At 63.1% G+C, this 16,190-nt stretch carries 15 protein-coding genes; 8 read left to right on the top strand and 7 right to left on the bottom strand.

The window, feature by feature from the left end; all coding sequences use genetic code 11:
• Positions 1–62 precede the first annotated feature (62 nt).
• Entirely contained in the window at positions 63–1,058 is a 996-nt protein-coding gene (rhaS, locus tag NKI05_RS20690) for a rhamnose ABC transporter substrate-binding protein (RefSeq protein WP_023669661.1), read from the bottom strand.
• A gap of 48 nt (positions 1,059–1,106) precedes the next feature.
• Positions 1,107–1,910 carry a DeoR/GlpR family DNA-binding transcription regulator gene (locus NKI05_RS20685; protein ID WP_023669662.1) on the bottom strand — a complete coding sequence of 268 codons (804 nt, stop codon included), beginning with the start codon at positions 1,908–1,910 and terminating at the stop codon, positions 1,107–1,109.
• A gap of 182 nt (positions 1,911–2,092) precedes the next feature.
• Here NKI05_RS20685 and NKI05_RS20680 point away from each other — a divergent pair, with 182 nt between their 5' ends.
• From NKI05_RS20680 to ggt, 3 genes are all read left to right on the top strand, one after another.
• Positions 2,093–4,195, top strand: a complete 2,103-nt coding sequence (locus NKI05_RS20680; RefSeq protein WP_023703415.1) for a bifunctional rhamnulose-1-phosphate aldolase/short-chain dehydrogenase — start codon at positions 2,093–2,095, stop codon at positions 4,193–4,195.
• Between the two features lie 107 nt (positions 4,196–4,302).
• Positions 4,303–5,595 (top strand): L-rhamnose catabolism isomerase, encoded by a 1,293-nt coding sequence (rhaI, locus tag NKI05_RS20675; protein ID WP_023726817.1) that lies wholly within the window; start codon positions 4,303–4,305, stop codon positions 5,593–5,595.
• Between the two features lie 140 nt (positions 5,596–5,735).
• Positions 5,736–7,475 carry a gamma-glutamyltransferase gene (gene ggt, locus NKI05_RS20670; RefSeq protein ID WP_023726816.1) on the top strand — a complete coding sequence of 580 codons (1,740 nt, stop codon included), beginning with the start codon at positions 5,736–5,738 and terminating at the stop codon, positions 7,473–7,475.
• A 17-nt stretch (positions 7,476–7,492) separates the two neighbouring features.
• Here ggt and NKI05_RS20665 read toward each other — a convergent pair whose 3' ends face one another.
• The 3 genes from NKI05_RS20665 to NKI05_RS20655 all read right to left on the bottom strand — a co-directional run bounded on the left by NKI05_RS20665 (position 7,493) and on the right by NKI05_RS20655 (position 11,230).
• Complete coding sequence (locus NKI05_RS20665; protein ID WP_032885862.1) at positions 7,493–7,840, bottom strand: hypothetical protein; 348 nt, start codon at positions 7,838–7,840, stop codon at positions 7,493–7,495.
• A 184-nt stretch (positions 7,841–8,024) separates the two neighbouring features.
• Positions 8,025–9,374: a sigma-54-dependent transcriptional regulator gene (locus NKI05_RS20660; RefSeq protein ID WP_023669667.1), complete on the bottom strand. Its 1,350-nt coding sequence runs from the start codon at positions 9,372–9,374 to the stop codon at positions 8,025–8,027.
• Positions 9,371–11,230: a sensor histidine kinase gene (locus NKI05_RS20655; protein WP_023816202.1), complete on the bottom strand. Its 1,860-nt coding sequence runs from the start codon at positions 11,228–11,230 to the stop codon at positions 9,371–9,373. Before NKI05_RS20655 ends, NKI05_RS20660 begins: the two co-directional genes overlap by 4 nt.
• Positions 11,231–11,460: 230 nt before the next feature.
• Between NKI05_RS20655 and NKI05_RS20650 the strand changes: the two genes are divergently transcribed.
• On the top strand, positions 11,461–12,795 hold the full coding sequence (locus NKI05_RS20650; RefSeq protein WP_023816203.1) for a dicarboxylate/amino acid:cation symporter: 1,335 nt from the start codon (positions 11,461–11,463) through the stop codon (positions 12,793–12,795).
• 138 nt (positions 12,796–12,933) lie between these two features.
• Positions 12,934–13,515 (top strand): histidine phosphatase family protein, encoded by a 582-nt coding sequence (locus NKI05_RS20645; protein WP_023703410.1) that lies wholly within the window; start codon positions 12,934–12,936, stop codon positions 13,513–13,515.
• A gap of 22 nt (positions 13,516–13,537) precedes the next feature.
• On the opposite strand, the gene NKI05_RS20640 is transcribed toward NKI05_RS20645, so the two are convergent.
• The gene (locus NKI05_RS20640) at positions 13,538–14,290 is read right to left on the bottom strand and encodes a pseudouridine synthase (protein ID WP_023816204.1); all 753 of its coding nucleotides are present in this window, start codon (positions 14,288–14,290) and stop codon (positions 13,538–13,540) included.
• A 148-nt stretch (positions 14,291–14,438) separates the two neighbouring features.
• On the opposite strand from NKI05_RS20640, the gene NKI05_RS20635 reads away from it, so the two are divergent.
• Together NKI05_RS20635 and NKI05_RS20630 are read left to right on the top strand one after the other, a co-directional pair.
• The gene (locus NKI05_RS20635; RefSeq protein WP_023669672.1) at positions 14,439–14,600 is read left to right on the top strand and encodes a hypothetical protein; all 162 of its coding nucleotides are present in this window, start codon (positions 14,439–14,441) and stop codon (positions 14,598–14,600) included.
• A gap of 28 nt (positions 14,601–14,628) precedes the next feature.
• Entirely contained in the window at positions 14,629–14,838 is a 210-nt protein-coding gene (locus NKI05_RS20630; protein WP_023669673.1) for a DUF768 domain-containing protein, read from the top strand.
• Between the two features lie 89 nt (positions 14,839–14,927).
• Here NKI05_RS20630 and NKI05_RS20625 read toward each other — a convergent pair whose 3' ends face one another.
• Positions 14,928–15,386, bottom strand: a complete 459-nt coding sequence (locus NKI05_RS20625) for a hypothetical protein (protein WP_023669674.1) — start codon at positions 15,384–15,386, stop codon at positions 14,928–14,930.
• A 497-nt stretch (positions 15,387–15,883) separates the two neighbouring features.
• On the opposite strand from NKI05_RS20625, the gene NKI05_RS20620 reads away from it, so the two are divergent.
• Complete coding sequence (locus NKI05_RS20620) at positions 15,884–16,141, top strand: DUF982 domain-containing protein (protein WP_023703408.1); 258 nt, start codon at positions 15,884–15,886, stop codon at positions 16,139–16,141.
• Positions 16,142–16,190 lie beyond the last annotated feature (49 nt).

Genomic DNA, 16,190 nt, shown 5'->3' with positions numbered 1-16,190 from the left:
AGGTCCGTTTAAAGTCGCGGCGGGATTTTGGTCCCGCCGCGCTTGGTCCGAGACGTCCGAGATCAATAGATCTTGGAGAACTTTTCGATGTTGGACTTGTCGAACTGGAAGGGCGGAGCCATCGCAGCCGAGTTGCTGTCATCGAGCGTGACCTTGCCGACGCGGCCGATCGACAGCGTTGCGCCCGGCTTTGCCTCTTCCTTCTTCACCGCCAGATCATGAGCGAGGTAGACGGCGGAGTAGCCGAGGTCGATCGGATTCCAGAGGGCAACCGCCTGGCTGGAACCGTTGTCGATGAACTTCTTGAACTCCGACGGCAGCGCCAGACCCGTGACATTGACCTTGCCGATCAGGTTCGCGTCGGTGACGACCTGGGCAGCGGCAACGACGCCGACGGTGGTCGGCGCGATGATCGCCTTGAGGTTCGGATAGGATTTCAGCAGGCCCTTGGCTTCGTCGGTGCTCTTGGCCGAATCGTCATCGCCGTAGACGGTGGCGACGAGTTTGATCTTGGGGAATTTCTCCGGCAGGATCTTCTTGGCCGCGTCGATCCAGGCGTTCTGGTTGGTCGCGGTCGACGAAGCCGACAGAATGGCGACTTCGCCGCCTTCCGGCAGATAGTCGGCGGCCAGCTTGATGATGGTCTCGCCGATCAGGCCGGTGTCGGACGGGTTGAGATGCAGCTGGCGGCCTTCCTTGGCGACGCCCGAATCCCACGAGATGACGGTGATGCCACGCTCCATGGCCTTCTTCAGCACCGGCACCAGCGCGTCGGCGTCATTGGCCGAAATCGCAATGGCGTTGACCTTCTGCGCGATCAGCGAATTGACCACTTCGATCTGCGCTTCGGCGGTCGCCTTGGTCGGGCCGGTGTAGATGATGTCGACATCGCCGAGTTCCTTGGCCGCCTCTTCGGCGCCCTTATTGGCGGCGTCGAAGAAGCCGTTGCCGAGCGACTTCACCACCAGCGCGATCTTGACGTTCTCGGCATAGGCGGCATTCACGAACATGGCGGCCGAGAACGCGGCCGTCACCATCAATTTCTTCAGAAAGCTCATCGTATTTCCTCCCTTGAGCGTTGCATTCCATCGTCGCTGCGGTTGGCCTCAGGCCTGCAGCGAGGATTCTTCCTTTGCCGACTTGCGGGCGACGATCAGCGTCACACCCGCGGCCTCCAGCATGTTGGCTTCGCGATCCTCGATGCCGTCATCGGTGATGACGGTGGCGATGCGCTTGAGCCCGCACAGGATCAGGCTCGAGCGCTGGCGGAATTTCGATGAGTCGACCAGCACCACCAGTTCGTCGGCCTGGTCGATCAGTTTCTGCTCCGCCTGGATCAGCAGCGGGTCGCCTTCCATCAGGCCAAGAGGCCCGAGCCCTTGAGCGCCCATGAACATGCGGCGCGCGTAGAAATTACGCGTCACGTCATTGTCGAAGGGCGAGAGGATGATGTTCTGCTCGCGGTAGATGGTGCCGCCCGACAGCATGACGGTGTTCTTCGAATGCTTGAGCAGGTGCTCGGCGATGGGGAACGAATTGGTGAAGATCGGCATGCGGCGTCCGGTCAGGAAATGCACCATCTGGAAGGTGGTGGTGCCGCCATTGATGATGATCGGTTCGCCGTCCTTGCACAGCTCCACCGCTTCGCGCGCAATCGCGCGCTTCTGCGAAGCGTTAAGCGTTTCGTTGACGGAAAAGGGCCGGCCGGCGAGGCCGATGAACTGCGGTGGCGAGATCGCCTCGGCGCCGCCACGCACGCGACGCAGGCGCTTTTGCACATGAAGAGCCGCGATATCGCGCCGGATCGTCGCCTCGGAGGAGTCCGTCAGGTCGACCATCTCCTGCACCGTCACCACAGGCTTTTCCTGGACGGCGGACAGAATGATCCTGTGGCGCTCTTTTTCGTGCATGGTTCCTCCCTGCATGGTCATGAGGCACTAGAAAACCACCAGTGTCAATCATTTCCGCTCATATAATTTCATTGTGCAGTGCAATATGATCGATCTTGATCGTTTATGATTGACAACCGAGATGCTTGCGTAGACATTTCCGGCAAAATGGACCGCGCCTTTTGCGTCCAGGGAGGATAATCATGCTCGACAAGCGCTCCGGCTCGCGCCTTGCCAACCTTTGGGACGATGCTAAAGCCAAGGGGCTGAGCGAGCCTGAGCTTCTGGTCTATCGCTCCAACACGCTCGGCTCCGACAAGCGTGTCACCAATTATGGCGGCGGCAACACCTCGTCCAAGATCCGGCAGAAGGACCCGCTCTCCGGCGCCGAAGTCGAAGTGCTATGGGTCAAGGGCTCGGGCGGCGACAGCGCCTCGATCAAGCTGGACGGTTTCGCCACGCTTTACATGGACAAACTGCAGGCGCTGAAAGGCCTTTATCGCGGCGTCGCGCATGAGGACGAGATGGTGGGCTATCTTCCCCACTGCACCTTCAATCTCAACCCGCGCGCGGCCTCGATCGACACGCCGCTGCACGCCTATGTGCCGAAGCCGTTCGTCGATCACATGCATCCCGATGCCATTATCGCGATTGCCGCGGCCAAGGATTCCAAGGCGTTGACCAAGGAGATATTCGGTGACGCCATCGGCTGGCTGCCGTGGAAGCGGCCGGGCTTCGAACTTGGCCTCTGGCTGGAGAAATTCTGCGTCGAACACCCCGAGGCCAAGGGCGTCATCCTCGAAAGCCACGGCTTGTTCACCTGGGGCGACACACCCAAGGAGTGCTATGAGACGACGATCTCGGTCATCAACCAGGCGATCGAATGGTTCGAGCGCCGCTCCGAGGGTCTCGCCATCTTCGGCGGCGAAGTCGTCAAATCGCTAGACGCCGCTGAGCGCCGCGCCATCGCGGCGAGACTGATGCCGAGGATCCGCGGCCTGATTTCGGAGAAGAGCCACAAGCTCGGCCATTTCGACGATTCCGCCGCTGTGCTCGAATTCGTCAACTCCAGGGATTTGCGCCCGCTGGCGGCACTCGGTACCTCATGCCCGGATCATTTCCTGCGCACAAAAATCCGCCCGCTGGTTATCGAGTTCGACCCAGCGAAGCCCGACGTCGAAGCCGTGATTGCGCGCCTCGCCGACGATATTGCTGAGTACCGTGTCGGCTACCAGGCCTATTACGACAGCTGCAAGCATCCGGACTCGCCCCCGATCCGCGACCCCAATGCCGTGGTCTACCTGATGCCCGGCGTCGGCATGTTCACCTTCGCCGGCGACAAGGCCACCGCCCGCATCTCTGGCGAATTCTACGTCAACGCCATCAACGTCATGCGCGGAGCCTCGACCGTCTCGTCCTATGTCGGCCTGCCGGCGCAGGAGGCCTTCGACATCGAATACTGGCTGCTCGAGGATTTGAAGCTGCAGCGCATGCCGAAGCCGAAGTCGCTCGCCGGCCAAATCGCGCTGGTCACCGGCGGCGCCGGCGGCATCGGCCGCGCCACCGCCAGCCGGCTGCTGCGCGAAGGCGCCTGCGTGGTGCTGGCCGATATCGACGAGGCCGCACTTGCCAGCGCCAATGACGAACTGGCGAAAGCCTATGGCAAGGACTTCGTCCGGCCGGTGCTGATCAACGTCACCGCGGAGGAGCAGGTGATTTCCGGCTTCGCCCAGACAGCCGTCGAGTTCGGCGGCATTGATATTCTCGTCTCCAACGCAGGCCTCGCCTCCTCGGCGCCGATCGAGGAGACGACGCTGGCGCTGTGGAACAAGAACATGGACATATTGTCGACCGGCTATTTCCTGGTCTCGCGCGAAGCCTTCCGGCTGTTTCGCGCCCAGAAGATCGGCGGCAATGTCGTCTTCGTCGCCTCCAAGAACGGCCTTGCCGCGTCACCCAACGCCGCCGCCTATTGCACCGCCAAGGCGGCCGAAATCCATCTCGCCCGCTGCCTGGCGCTGGAAGGCGCGGAAGCCCAGATCCGCGTCAACGTCGTCAATCCGGACGCCGTGTTGCGCGGTTCGAAGATCTGGACCGGCGAGTGGAAGGAACAGCGCGCCGCCGCCTACAAGATGTCGACCGACGACCTCGAAGAGCACTACCGCTCGCGCTCGATGCTGAAGCGCTCGGTGTTTCCGGAAGACATTGCCGAAGCGATTTATTTCCTGGCGTCCGACATGTCGGCCAAATCCACCGGCAACATCATCAACGTCGACGCCGGCAACGCGCAGAGCTTTACGCGCTGAGTTAAGGGCGGAGCGCTTCTCTTCTCCCCGTCACTATACGGGGAGAAGGTGGCCCGAAGGGCCGGATGAGGGGCAGCGCTGACTGAACGCATTGGGAGGAATAGCACTTGTCCGAAACCATCATCGCCGCCGATCTCGTCTCCAGCCACAACGCCCAGCGCAAACCCGACCTCGAACGCGACTACGCCTCGCTCGGGGAACGCCTCGATCGTCGCGGCATCGCCATCGACGCCATCCGCGGCAAGGTCGAGAAATTCGCCGTCGCCATTCCGTCCTGGGGCGTCGGCACCGGCGGCACACGCTTTGCCCGCTTTCCCGGCGCCGGCGAGCCGCGCGACATTTTCGACAAGATCGAGGACTGCGCCGTCATCAGCCAGCTGACGCAGGCGACACCGACCGTCTCGTTGCACATCCCGTGGGACAAGGCCGATCCGAACCGGCTGAAGCAGGCCGCCTCGCGCTTCGGCCTCGGCTTCGACGCCATGAACTCCAACACCTTTTCGGATGCCAGGGATCAGACGCTCTCCTACAAATTCGGCTCGCTTTCGCATGCCGATGCCGGCACGCGCCGCCAGGCCGTCGAGCATAATCTCGAATGCATCGAGATCGGCAAGACGCTGGGGTCCAGGGCGCTGACAGTGTGGATCGGCGACGGCTCGAATTTCCCCGGCCAGGTCAATTTCGCCAAAGCCTTCGAGCGCTATCTCGACGCCATGAAGGAGATCTATGCCGGACTGCCCGCCGACTGGAAACTGTTCACCGAACACAAAATGTACGAGCCGGCTTTCTACTCCACGGTCGTGCAGGACTGGGGCACCAATTACATGATCGCCAAGGAGCTGGGCGACAAGGCGTTCTGCCTGGTCGACCTGGGCCACCATGCGCCCAATGTCAACATCGAGATGATCGTGTCGCGGCTGATCCAGTTCAAAAAACTGGGCGGCTTCCATTTCAACGATTCGAAGTATGGCGACGACGATCTCGATGCCGGCTCGATCGATCCCTATCGGCTGTTCCTGGTCTTCAACGAACTGGTTGATGCAGAGCTTTCCGGCGCCGAGGGTTTCGATCCCGCCCACATGCTCGACCAGAGCCACAACGTCACCGACCCGATCGAAAGCCTGATGCTGTCGGCAGTCGAGGTGCAGCGCGCCTATGCGCAGGCGCTGCTGGTCGACCGCAAGGCGCTCGAGGGTTTCCAAGACGGCAATGATGCGCTGATGGCGACGCAGACTCTGAAAGCTGCCTACCGCACCGATGTCGAGCCGATCCTTGCCATGGCGCGGCTGAACACAGGCGGCGCCATCGATCCAGTCGCCGCATATCGCGCGGCGGGCTACCGGGCGAAGGTCGCGGCGGAACGGCCGGCGGTTGTGGGCGGTTCAGGCGGGATTGTTTGAGATTGGCTAATCTCCACCACAGGGGGGAGATCAGCTTGCCTCTGCCGGCAGGCGAACACCAATATGTGTTCGCTCATATTGATGATGGACTCGGCCGCTCCATGTAGCTCTTCTAGGCACACCGCACTTGGAGCACCGCCATGCCCTTGACCCGCCGGACGCTGATTGGCGTCACCCTTTCGCTCGCAATTGCGCTCGCGCCATCCGGCGCGCTCCATGCCGCCTCGCCTCAACCGGCGAAGGGCGAGCACGGCATGGTCGTCACTGCCCAGCATCTGGCGTCGGAAGCCGGCGTCGAGGTGCTGAAGAAGGGCGGCAATGCCGTCGATGCGGCGGTCGCCGTCGGCTATGCGCTCGCCGTCGTCTACCCTAATGCCGGCAATATCGGCGGTGGCGGGTTCATGACCATCCGCTTCAAGGACGGCAAATCGACCTTCCTCGATTTCCGCGAGCGCGCGCCGCTGGCGGCAACCAAGATCATGTATCTCGACAAGGACGGCAATCCGGTGAAGGGCGCCAGCCTTGATGGCTACCTTGCGGTCGGCGTACCGGGTTCCGTGGCAGGGTTCGAGATGGCTCGTGAAAAATATGGCACGCTGCCACGCCAGGATTTGATGGCGCCGGCAATTGCCTATGCCAAGGATGGCTTCATCCTCGACCAGGGCGACGCTGCTTCATTCGCAAGCAATGCCGCACGGCTGGCGAAGGACCCTGCCGCCGCCGCCATCTTCCTGAAGCCGGACGGCAAACCCTATGGCGCCGGCGAGCGTCTCCTCCAGCCCGATCTTGCAGCCTCGCTCGCCGCCATCTCCGAAAAAGGCGCCGACGCCTTCTACAAAGGCGCCATCGCCGGCGCCCTCGTCAAGGCGAGCGGCGCCAGGGGCGGCATTCTGGCCAACTCAGACTTCGAGCAATATAAGGTACGCGAGCTGCAACCGGTGAGCTGCACCTATCGGGGCTATGAGATCACGTCCTCGCCGCCGCCAAGCTCCGGCGGCGTCATCATCTGCGAAATCCTCAACGTGCTGGAGGGCTACCCGCTGTCCTATCTCGGCGCCCGCTCGGCCGAGACCGTGCATGTCATGGTCGAGGCGATGCGCTACGCCTATGTGGACCGCAACTCGGCGCTCGGCGATCCCGATTTCGTCGACAATCCGGTCTCGAAACTGCTCGACAAGGGTTACGCCAAGGAGATCCGCGACAAGATCGACCCGTTCCGCGCCGGCGTCTCGCAGGATTTGATGCCGAAGGGCTTCGGCGAGTCGAAGGAAACGACGCACTATTCAATCATCGACGATGACGGCAATGCGGTCGCGGTCACCTATACGCTGAACGGTTCGTTCGGCGCCGGCGTGGTCGCCGACGGCACCGGCATCCTGCTCAACAACGAGATGGATGATTTCACCCAGAAGCCTGGCGTGCCCAACCTCTACGGTCTCGTGCAGGGAGAGGCCAATGCCATCCAGCCGAAGAAGACGCCGCTGTCATCGATGAGCCCGACCATCGTCGCCAAGGACGGCAAGCCGTTCATGGTTATCGGCAGCCCCGGCGGCTCGCGCATCATCACCATCACGCTGGAAACCATCGTCAACGTCATCGACCACGGCATGAACATCCAGGAGGCGATCGACGCATCGCGCATCCACCATCAATGGCTGCCCGACACGATCTATGTCGAACCGTTCGGCCTGTCGCCCGACACTGAAAAACTGCTGGCCGGCATGGGCTACCACCTCGATCTCGCGGATTCTACCTGGGGTCAGGCGGCCGGCATTCTTGTCGGCGGCAAGAGCCTGGCGGAAATCGAGAAGGGCGGCGGCGCCCGCTACAACGGCGCCATCGACAGCCGCGCCGCATCCGGCGAGGCGATTGGCTACTGATCAAAACAAGAGATTGATCAGAGGACGAGCGTAAGCGTCGACCCGACGAGCATCAGCGCCGCGATCACGACGAACGCCGCGTAGATGCGGGGACGGTCGAGGAGCAGCGCATTGCCCGATATCCAGGCCGCGGTTGCGCCGCCAAGCGCAAACAGGAAGCCGTTCCGGTGACCAAAGGTCATGGAAGCGGCCATCAGCCCGCCAATGATCAGCGCGCCGAAGACGATGATCACGGCAACGGCGTATTTCTCGAAGTCGTTGCCGCCGCCCATGGCCGGGCCGATCGCGTTCAAATTCGTCAGATCGTCCGGATCGAACGGGTTGGTCGATCCATATTCATCTTGACCGACAGGTTCTCGCATCATTCATTCTCCGCTGACCGGCAACAAATCATCAACATCTGCCGAGCGCAACCGGATCGCGCCGTGCCGAAGGCCGCCGATGCGGTCTTCAACACTTTCTGATGCCGACTTGCCACGGTTTTTTTGCGCCGGTTCACAAAATCTACCCTGCTTTCGGGTCCACACGCCTGAATACCTGGAAAATGAATTACCTGGAAAAATCGCTGCGCACGATGCGGTGCCGCTGCAGCTTGTCGTAGAAGGTCTTGCGCGGAATGCCGAGCGCTTCAATCGTGCGCCGGACATCGCCGTCATTGCGGCCAAGCGCCTCGCGGATGACATTGGCTTCATAGCGTTCCAGCCGTTCCGGCAGTGAGCTGGCGTCATCCGGCTCCGCCGGGGCGGAAGGTGGCGCTTGCGCCGCTTCCTCGAGTCCCAGCACGAAACGCTCGGCGAAATGCGCGAGTTCACGCACATTGCCCGGCCAGTCGTGCTGGCTCAGATGGCGGTGCACTGAGGCAGGCACGGCTGGCATTTGCCGGCGGAAGCGGCCGGCTGCACGCTCGGCGAAGTAGAAGAACAGCAGGGCGACGTCGTCGCGGCGTTCGCGCAGCGGCGGGATCGAGATCGTCACCACATTGAGCCGGTAGTAGAGATCCTCGCGGAAGGCGCCGCGCCGGCTGGCGTCGCCGAGATCGACCTTGGCGGCGGCGACGACGCGCAGGTCGACCGGCCGGATTTCATTGGTGCCGAGCGGCGTCACCTCGCGCATTTCCAGCACCCGCAGCATCTGCACCTGGGTCGAGGCCGGCATGCTTTCGATCTCGTCGAGGAACAGCGTGCCGCCGCTCGAATGCTCGATCCGGCCGATGCGCTTCTTCTGTGCGCCGGTGAAGGCGCCGGCCTCATGGCCGAACAGCTCGCTTTCGATGACCGTGTCCGGCAGCGCGCCGCAATTCAGCGCCACGAAATTGCCCCTGGCGCGGCGGCTCCAGCGATGCAGCAGGCTCGCCACCACCTCCTTGCCGGAGCCGGTCTCGCCGGTCACCAGAACGTCGACATCGGTATCGGCGATTTGCCGCAGCGTCCGGCGCAATCGCTCCATCGCCAGCGTCTGCCCGATCAGCGGCAGGCCGTCCTGCGCCTGTTCGGCGCTTTCGCGCAAGGCGCGGTTCTCCATCACCAGCCGGCGCTTTTCCGCCGCCCGTGCCACACTTTGCGCCAGCCGGTCGGCGGCGAAAGGCTTGGTGATGAAGTCGTAGGCGCCATCCTTGATCGCCTTGACCGCAACCGCGATGTCGCCATGCCCGGTGACCAGGATTACCGGAATGTCGGCATCAAGCTGCAAGACGCGGTCGAAGAGCTGCAGGCCGTCAATGCCGGGCATGCGGATGTCGGACACCACCACGCCGGGAAAATTGGCGTCGAGCCCGGCCAGCGCCTCGTTCGCCACCGCAAAGGCCGAGACGGAAAAACCAGCGAGTTCCAGCGTCTGCCGCGTGGCCCTCCGCAATTCGCTATCGTCGTCGATCAATACGACCGGTGCGGTGTCCATCATGCTGCCCTGGCGAGGTGAATGGTAAAGCGCGTGCCGGCCTGGTCGCTCGCCACCTCGATGCGTCCGCCATAGTCGGCGACGATGTCCTGCGAGATGACGAGGCCGAGCCCGAGGCCTTTTTCCTTCGAGGTGTTGAACGGCGTGAACAATGACTTGAGGATGGCAGGCGAAATGCCCGGCCCATTGTCGGCGACGGCAAGCGCCACGCCGTCGGCCGTCTCCTGGGCCGACACCTGCACCCTGGCGCCGTCGCGCCCGTCCAGCGCTTCCAGCGCATTCTGGAACAGGTTGATCAGCACCTGTTCGAGCCGCAGCCGGTTGCCCATCACCTTGAGCGTTACCGGCGGAAGCGTGATATCGAGTGCGTCCAGCCGACCGGCAAAGCGGCTTCTGAGCAGCACCACGGCGCCCTCGATGACGCCGCGCAATTCGACCGGTTCGGCTGCCGTGCGCCCCTTGCGGGCAAAGACCTTCAACTCTTCGGTGATGCCTCCGATGCGCTCGGTCAGCGCGGCAATCGCGCCAAGGTTCTCCTCGGCCGAGGCGGTCTGCTTGCGCTCCAGGAACACACGCGCATTGTCGGCATAGGCGCGGATCGTCGCCACCGGCTGGTTGATCTCATGCGCGACCCCGGCGGCAACCTGGCCGAGGGTAGCAAGACGGTTGGCCTGCACCAATTCCTGCTGCATGACCTGCAGCTTGGCTTCGGTGCTGCGGTGATCGGTGATCTCGGCCTGCAGCCGGTCGCGCGCCAGGCTGAGGTCATGCGTACGCTCGACGACGCGGCGCTCAAGCTCGATGCGCGCTGCCTGTTCGGCAGCGATGCGCATCTGCGCCGACTGACGGCGCCACAGGAGATAGCCGGCCAGCGCCAGCAACGGCACCACGACGCCCAGCGCCAGCAGCCGCATCTCACGCACCGCAGCCGCGATCGGCGCTTCGACCGGCACGAGATAATCGAGCCGCCATGGCGTCGATTGGACCAGTGTCGAAAGCCTGAGATATTCGGCATCGCTGCCGCCCGGTGTTATCGCATGCACCATCGACACGTCAGGGCTCAATGCCTCGGGGCGTGTGATCGGCAAGGGGATCAGCGGCGCGTTGCCGAATTGCTGGCTGCTCCGGATGGTGGCAGCCACCGGGCCGGTCAGCGGCGCGGTGGTCATGAAGCGCCAGGACGGCACGCTGGTGATCAGCACGACGCCGTGGTCGTCGCTGACATAGGCCGGCCGGTTGGCCTCATGCCAGTCGGCTTCAAGCTGGTCGAATTCCATCTTAACGACGACGACGCCGAGCGGTGCCGCCGCATTGCCGACGCGACGCGAAATATAGAGGCCCGGGCGCTTGCTGATGTTGCCCAGCGCAAAATATTCGGCCGTTCTCGATTGCATGGCGCCGGAGAAATAGGCGCGGAAACCATAGTCGTTGCCGACGAAGCTGGTTGTTTCGCGCCAGTTGCTGGAGGCGATCGCAAACCCGTCGACGCCGGTGACGTAAAGCACCGAAGCCTTGGTGCCGGAGACCAGCCCTTCGAGCTTGCGGTTGAGCACGTCGATCGTGACAGCGCCCTTGTTCTGCAGGGCGTCATGCACCTGCTGGTCCTCGGACAAGAGCAGCGGCAGCGCCCGCGGGCTTTCCAGCACGGCGCGCAGCAACGCAACCTTCAGATTGGCATCGGTGCGGCCTTGCGCCGCCAGTGCCGCGACCTCGGCGCGGCGCGCGTAGAGGCCGGCGCCGGTGAGCGCCGTGGCAACGATCACCAGCGCGATCGCCGCAAACAGCAGCCAGGCGCGACGCGCGCGTTTGCCGAGTTGCTCGGGCGTCGGCGACAGGACCGCGGCAGGGCGTTGCAGCATTCCCTATTTGTGCATGATTTCGCACAAAGCACAATTCAGTCATGCGGATGTCCGCACTTGCGTTGAGCGGCAGCAGCCTCGATCGGACGAATACCCAACAAAATCAATGGCTGCGGTATGCCGCACAGTCTGGCACGGCAGTTGCAGTGACCAATACAGCAGTCGCAAGGCTGCGGAAAACAACTGCCCCGGGAGGTCGAGCTTTCGATCGGGGCGCCATGGAGGACGTCATGCAGCTAGCATTCGCTGCCGCCGAACCGCGCGGCAAGCTACCCTTTTACCGTCATCTCTACGTGCAGGTCCTGACGGCGATCGCCGCCGGCGTGCTGCTCGGTCATTTCTATCCCGAACTCGGTGCTTCGCTGAAGCCGCTCGGCGATGCCTTCATCAAGCTGGTCAAGATGGTGATCGCGCCGGTCATCTTCCTGACGGTGACCACCGGCATTGCCGGCGTCTCCGACCTGAAAAAGGTTGGCCGCGTCGCCGGCAAGGCGATGATCTATTTCCTGGTCTTTTCGACCCTGGCGCTGGTCGTCGGCATGGTCGTCTCCAACGTCGTCCAACCGGGCGCCGGCATGCACATCAATGCGGCGACGCTCGACCCCTCGAAGGTCGCCACCTTCACCGAGAAGGCGCATGACACGACCATCGTCGGCTTCCTGCTCAACATCATCCCCGACACCATCACCGGCGCCTTCGCGCAAGGCGACATTCTGCAAGTGCTGTTCTTCTCGGTGCTGTTCGGCATCTCTCTCGCTCTGGTCGGCGAGCGCGGCCGCCCGGTCGTCGATTTCCTGCAGGCGCTGACCTCGCCTATCTTCCGCCTGGTCGCCATCCTGATGAAGGCCGCCCCTATCGGCGCCTTCGGCGCCATGGCCTTCACCGTCGGCAAATACGGCATCGGCGCGATTGCCAACCTCGCCTTTCTGATCGGCACCTTCTACCTGACGTCGCTGCTCTTCGTGCTGGTCGTGCTCGGCGCTGTCGCTTGGTACAACGGCTTCTCGATCCTCGCCTTGATCCGCTACATCAAGGAAGAGCTGCTGCTGGTGCTCGGCACCTCGTCCTCGGAAGCCGCTCTTCCCGGCCTGATGGCCAAGATGGAGCGCGCCGGCTGCAACCGCTCGGTGGTCGGCCTGGTCATCCCGACCGGCTACTCCTTCAACCTCGACGGCACCAACATCTACATGACGCTGGCGGCGCTGTTCATCGCCCAGGCGACCGACACGCCGCTCACCTATGGCGACCAGATCCTGCTGCTGCTGGTTGCCATGCTGAGCTCCAAGGGTGCCGCCGGCATCACCGGCGCCGGCTTTATCACGCTGGCCGCCACGCTCTCTGTCGTGCCTACGGTACCCGTTGCCGGCATGGCACTGATCCTCGGCGTCGACCGCTTCATGTCGGAATGCCGAGCGCTGACCAATTTCGTCGGCAATGCAGTGGCGACGATCGTTGTGGCGCGCTGGGAAGGCGAACTCGACCAGACCAAGTTCGCCGCCGCCATGGCCGGCACATTGTCCGAGGAAGCCGACCTGGCGCTGTCGGGCGATCTGCAGCCCGCCTGATTACTGAACGCAGACGTTCGCCACAAGGCCGCAGCCGGTTCGCCCGTTGCGGCCTTTTGTTTTGGCGCGCATGGCGGCTGGTGTTGGCCAAAGCTTCCCGGCTAGGATGTCGGCGGTTTTCAACCGAAAGGCCGGCGAATGAGCAGTGCATACCCCGAGATCTATCTGGTCCGTCACGGCGAGACGGAGTGGAGCGCTTCGGGAAAACACACCGGCCGCACCGACATACCGTTGACGCCAAAGGGCGAGGCGGCGGCTCGCGGCGTGGCGGACCGGCTCAAGGATCTGTCCTTCCAGGCGGTGTGGTCGAGCCCGTCGCAGCGCGCCTTCAGCACCTGCACGCTTGCCGGCTTCGGCGCTGCTGCCGTCAAGAAGGACGACCTGCAGGAATGGGACTATGGCGCCTATGAGGGCGTTAAGACCAAGGAGATTCTTGTGCAGCGCCCCGGCTGGCAATTGTTCCGTGACGGCTGTCCCGACGGCGAGTCGGTAGCGGATGTTGGCGCCAGGGCCGACAGGATCATCGCCGGGCTGCGGGCAATCGAGGGCAATGTGCTGGTGTTTTCAAGCTCGCATTTCCTGCGCGTGCTGGCCGCGCGCTGGCTCGGTCTGCCACCCGAAGGCGGTGCGCACTTCGTACTTGATACCGCGAGCCTCAGCATCCTCGGCTATGAGCACGATCTGAGCGAGCCGGTGATACGCAGGTGGAACCAGAAGTAGGGTTTCGCGGCAAGCCTGCCTCTTAACGCGCGAGCACCGCCAATTCCTCCGATGTCAGATGCCGCGCCTTGCCCTTGGCGAGTTCGCCGAGCTGCAAACCGCCGATCGCCACCCGAACCAGCCTCAGCACCTCGATGTCGAATGCCCCGAGCAGGCGGCGGATCTGGCGGTTGCGGCCCTCGTCGAGCACGATTTCCAGCCAGGCAGTGCGGCCGCCGCTGCGCAGCAGTTCGATCGAACTTGCGGTCAGCAGTTCGCCGTCGACGATCGCTCCGTCGCGAAAGCGCGCCAGCATCGCTTCGTCGGGCGCGGTGCCGATCTGGACATGATAGGTCTTGGCGACATGCGAGGCCGGATCGAGCAGGCGGTTGGCCCAGCGCGTGTCGTTGGTCATCAGCAACAGGCCTTCGCTGGCCTTGTCGAGGCGGCCGACCGGCGACACGAAAGGCAACTCCAGTTCCACCAGGCAGTTATAGACGGTGCCACGATCCTGCGGGTCATCGCGCGTGGTGACCTGTCCGCGCGGCTTATTGATCATCAGGTAGACTTTTGCCTCGCCGACGATCTGCTCGCCGTCGACAGCGATGCGGTCGCGGCCGAGATCGACACGCAGCGACGGATCGCGCACCACCTTGCCGCCAACCCGCACGCGCCCTTCGGCTATCAGCAGCTCGGCCTGCTTGCGCGAACACAGGCCGAGTTTGGAAAGCGCCCGGTTCAGGCTAACGCCTGCCTTGGCGGCCTGGTGTCGGGCGATGTCTGGTGGCCGTGCCATGTCCTGCTTGCCATCCCAATGATCGGCATCGACAAATGCCACGCCCCGCATTGGCTTCGCAACCTGCCGCGGCATCAACATCACGGGTCGCGGGAGCGGGGCTGTTCTCAAATACGATGTGTCAGGGGGTCGGGCTCAACAGCCCGCCATGGAACGCTGCCCCGCGACGGACGTTGTTGCCGACGAGCGATTTGTCGCGAAAGGCACCGCCATGAAGAAAATCTACCAAAAGCCGACGCTCGTGAAGCGAGGCAGGCTCACCAGCCTGACGGCTCAGATCGTCGCTTCTGGGGTCATTCTGGGGGAATGATCCCCCAGATAAGGGAAGGGATAAATCGATGAGCGAGCGCGGCGTTGATTTCCTGCAGGGCTGGATCCACGAGCACCTGCCGGGCGAACTGCCTGCCGACAAGGCAACGGCTCGAACCCTAACCACGCGAGCTGCCCTGGATGCTCGGCATTTAGGCCTTGAGGTCAGCGAGATCGAAGAGGATCTCGGTCCGCTGGAACGGGTGATTTTCGAGGCGCTGGATCAGCCCGATATCTGAGCCCCCGATATGAGCCCATTGCAGGCGATATTGGCCCATCGCCATCCTGGCGGGGGCTTTTCCGTGATGGCATCCGTGGGTGCGCAGCCCTAGGCAGCCCGCGCAGCTGACGCTCCCCGTGCCGGCGGCAATTCGAACACAGTGGCGCCGTTCTCTCGGCCGCGTTCGACATAACCGATGACACGGAACCATTTGCCGACGTCGGCCCGCTGCAGCCAGCTGCGCGAGTGGATGGGAAGGTTGCCGGCCAGCGCCTGAATGTGGCGGATGTGGCGCCTGCAGAAGCGGACCGTCGCGGCGCTGAAGAAACCCTCCTGCGCGGCAAACAGCGTGTCGGCGGCGTCGCTGTTCTCGTGCCAGGCGACGATCGCCACCGTCTTGTCGCCCTCGACCAGCGCGTGCGCTCGGCCTTCCTTCAAATTCATCATCAGATTGTCGTAGGCGACCTTGCTGTCCTTGCCGGCGGCCACATACTCGTCCGACATCCGCGTGGACAGATCACGGAAGACACTTTCGAGATCGCCGATCGTAGCTGCGCGTGCTCGCATTTCTCCTCCTGCAGCCCCGGCAGGCAGTTTGCCCTAGGTGGAGGGGATCACCAAGCAAAGCGAATCCGCCATTTGGCCGATGGGCGCAAAGTGATTTCATTGGGCGGCAAATGTTGGACGCCGCCATCTCCTATCGCTGCAAGCCTGTCATTCGCGTTGCGCCGGTTTTCGTATTTGCTTGACATTGGGCTGATGGAGGCGCGGGTTGCGCCGGGCGTTTGGGCCTTGGGGCATATTTCAATGAAAGAAGTATACGAAAAGCCGGTCCTGCACCGGAAGGGCAAACTTGCGGCGCATGTTGCTTCGCCTACGTCAGGTGGCGGCGGAACCATTGACGTTCCGCCATCCACTGACGAGACTTGATATAGACCTCCACTGAGCGCGAGACTTGCTGATCAACAGAAAGCCCGCTGGCTCAGGCTGGCGGGCTTCTTTCGTTTCTGGAACCATTTCAGTGCATGCCGAATTGACTCGCGATCGCGTTCGGGAGGGGAAGCATGCAAGACCAGCATGTCGATGAGCCGGTTCGCGTGGCGCTCGGCAGGTCCGGAAACACCATCTACAAGGTGGAGCGCGTGGCGCAGGCCGCCGACATCCTGATGAACCGCTGGCCCGCGAAGACGGGCCGCTATCACGTCGCCGCCCGCAAGGCCTGCCTCGGCGTTCTCGAAGGCCTGAAAGAGGCGCACTATGCCCGCGCTGCCTTCGTCAATGCGGCGATCGAGGCCGATATCCTCGTTGAACGCGACGCCTAGGCTTGAGCGGCCACCGCTCAAGTCAGTTCAAATCGTGCTGTGGGGCACA

This window comes from Mesorhizobium sp. M0771, from assembly GCF_040320155.1.
GTDB lineage: Bacteria > Pseudomonadota > Alphaproteobacteria > Rhizobiales > Rhizobiaceae > Mesorhizobium.
The sequence above is the reverse complement of the archived record's forward strand: the minus strand, read 5'-3'. Positions and strand labels throughout refer to the sequence as shown.

Coding starts and splice junctions, on each gene's coding strand:
- rhaS (WP_023669661.1), bottom strand. CDS start 1,058: ATGAGCTTTCTGAAGAAATTGATGGTGACGGCCGCGTTCTCGGCCGCC.
- NKI05_RS20685 (WP_023669662.1), bottom strand. CDS start 1,910: ATGCACGAAAAAGAGCGCCACAGGATCATTCTGTCCGCCGTCCAGGAA.
- NKI05_RS20680 (WP_023703415.1), top strand. CDS start 2,093: ATGCTCGACAAGCGCTCCGGCTCGCGCCTTGCCAACCTTTGGGACGAT.
- ggt (WP_023726816.1), top strand. CDS start 5,736: ATGCCCTTGACCCGCCGGACGCTGATTGGCGTCACCCTTTCGCTCGCA.
- NKI05_RS20665 (WP_032885862.1), bottom strand. CDS start 7,840: ATGATGCGAGAACCTGTCGGTCAAGATGAATATGGATCGACCAACCCG.
- NKI05_RS20660 (WP_023669667.1), bottom strand. CDS start 9,374: ATGATGGACACCGCACCGGTCGTATTGATCGACGACGATAGCGAATTG.
- NKI05_RS20655 (WP_023816202.1), bottom strand. CDS start 11,230: ATGCTGCAACGCCCTGCCGCGGTCCTGTCGCCGACGCCCGAGCAACTC.
- NKI05_RS20650 (WP_023816203.1), top strand. CDS start 11,461: ATGCAGCTAGCATTCGCTGCCGCCGAACCGCGCGGCAAGCTACCCTTT.
- NKI05_RS20645 (WP_023703410.1), top strand. CDS start 12,934: ATGAGCAGTGCATACCCCGAGATCTATCTGGTCCGTCACGGCGAGACG.
- NKI05_RS20640 (WP_023816204.1), bottom strand. CDS start 14,290: ATGGCACGGCCACCAGACATCGCCCGACACCAGGCCGCCAAGGCAGGC.
- NKI05_RS20635 (WP_023669672.1), top strand. CDS start 14,439: ATGGAACGCTGCCCCGCGACGGACGTTGTTGCCGACGAGCGATTTGTC.
- NKI05_RS20630 (WP_023669673.1), top strand. CDS start 14,629: ATGAGCGAGCGCGGCGTTGATTTCCTGCAGGGCTGGATCCACGAGCAC.
- NKI05_RS20625 (WP_023669674.1), bottom strand. CDS start 15,386: ATGCGAGCACGCGCAGCTACGATCGGCGATCTCGAAAGTGTCTTCCGT.
- NKI05_RS20620 (WP_023703408.1), top strand. CDS start 15,884: ATGCAAGACCAGCATGTCGATGAGCCGGTTCGCGTGGCGCTCGGCAGG.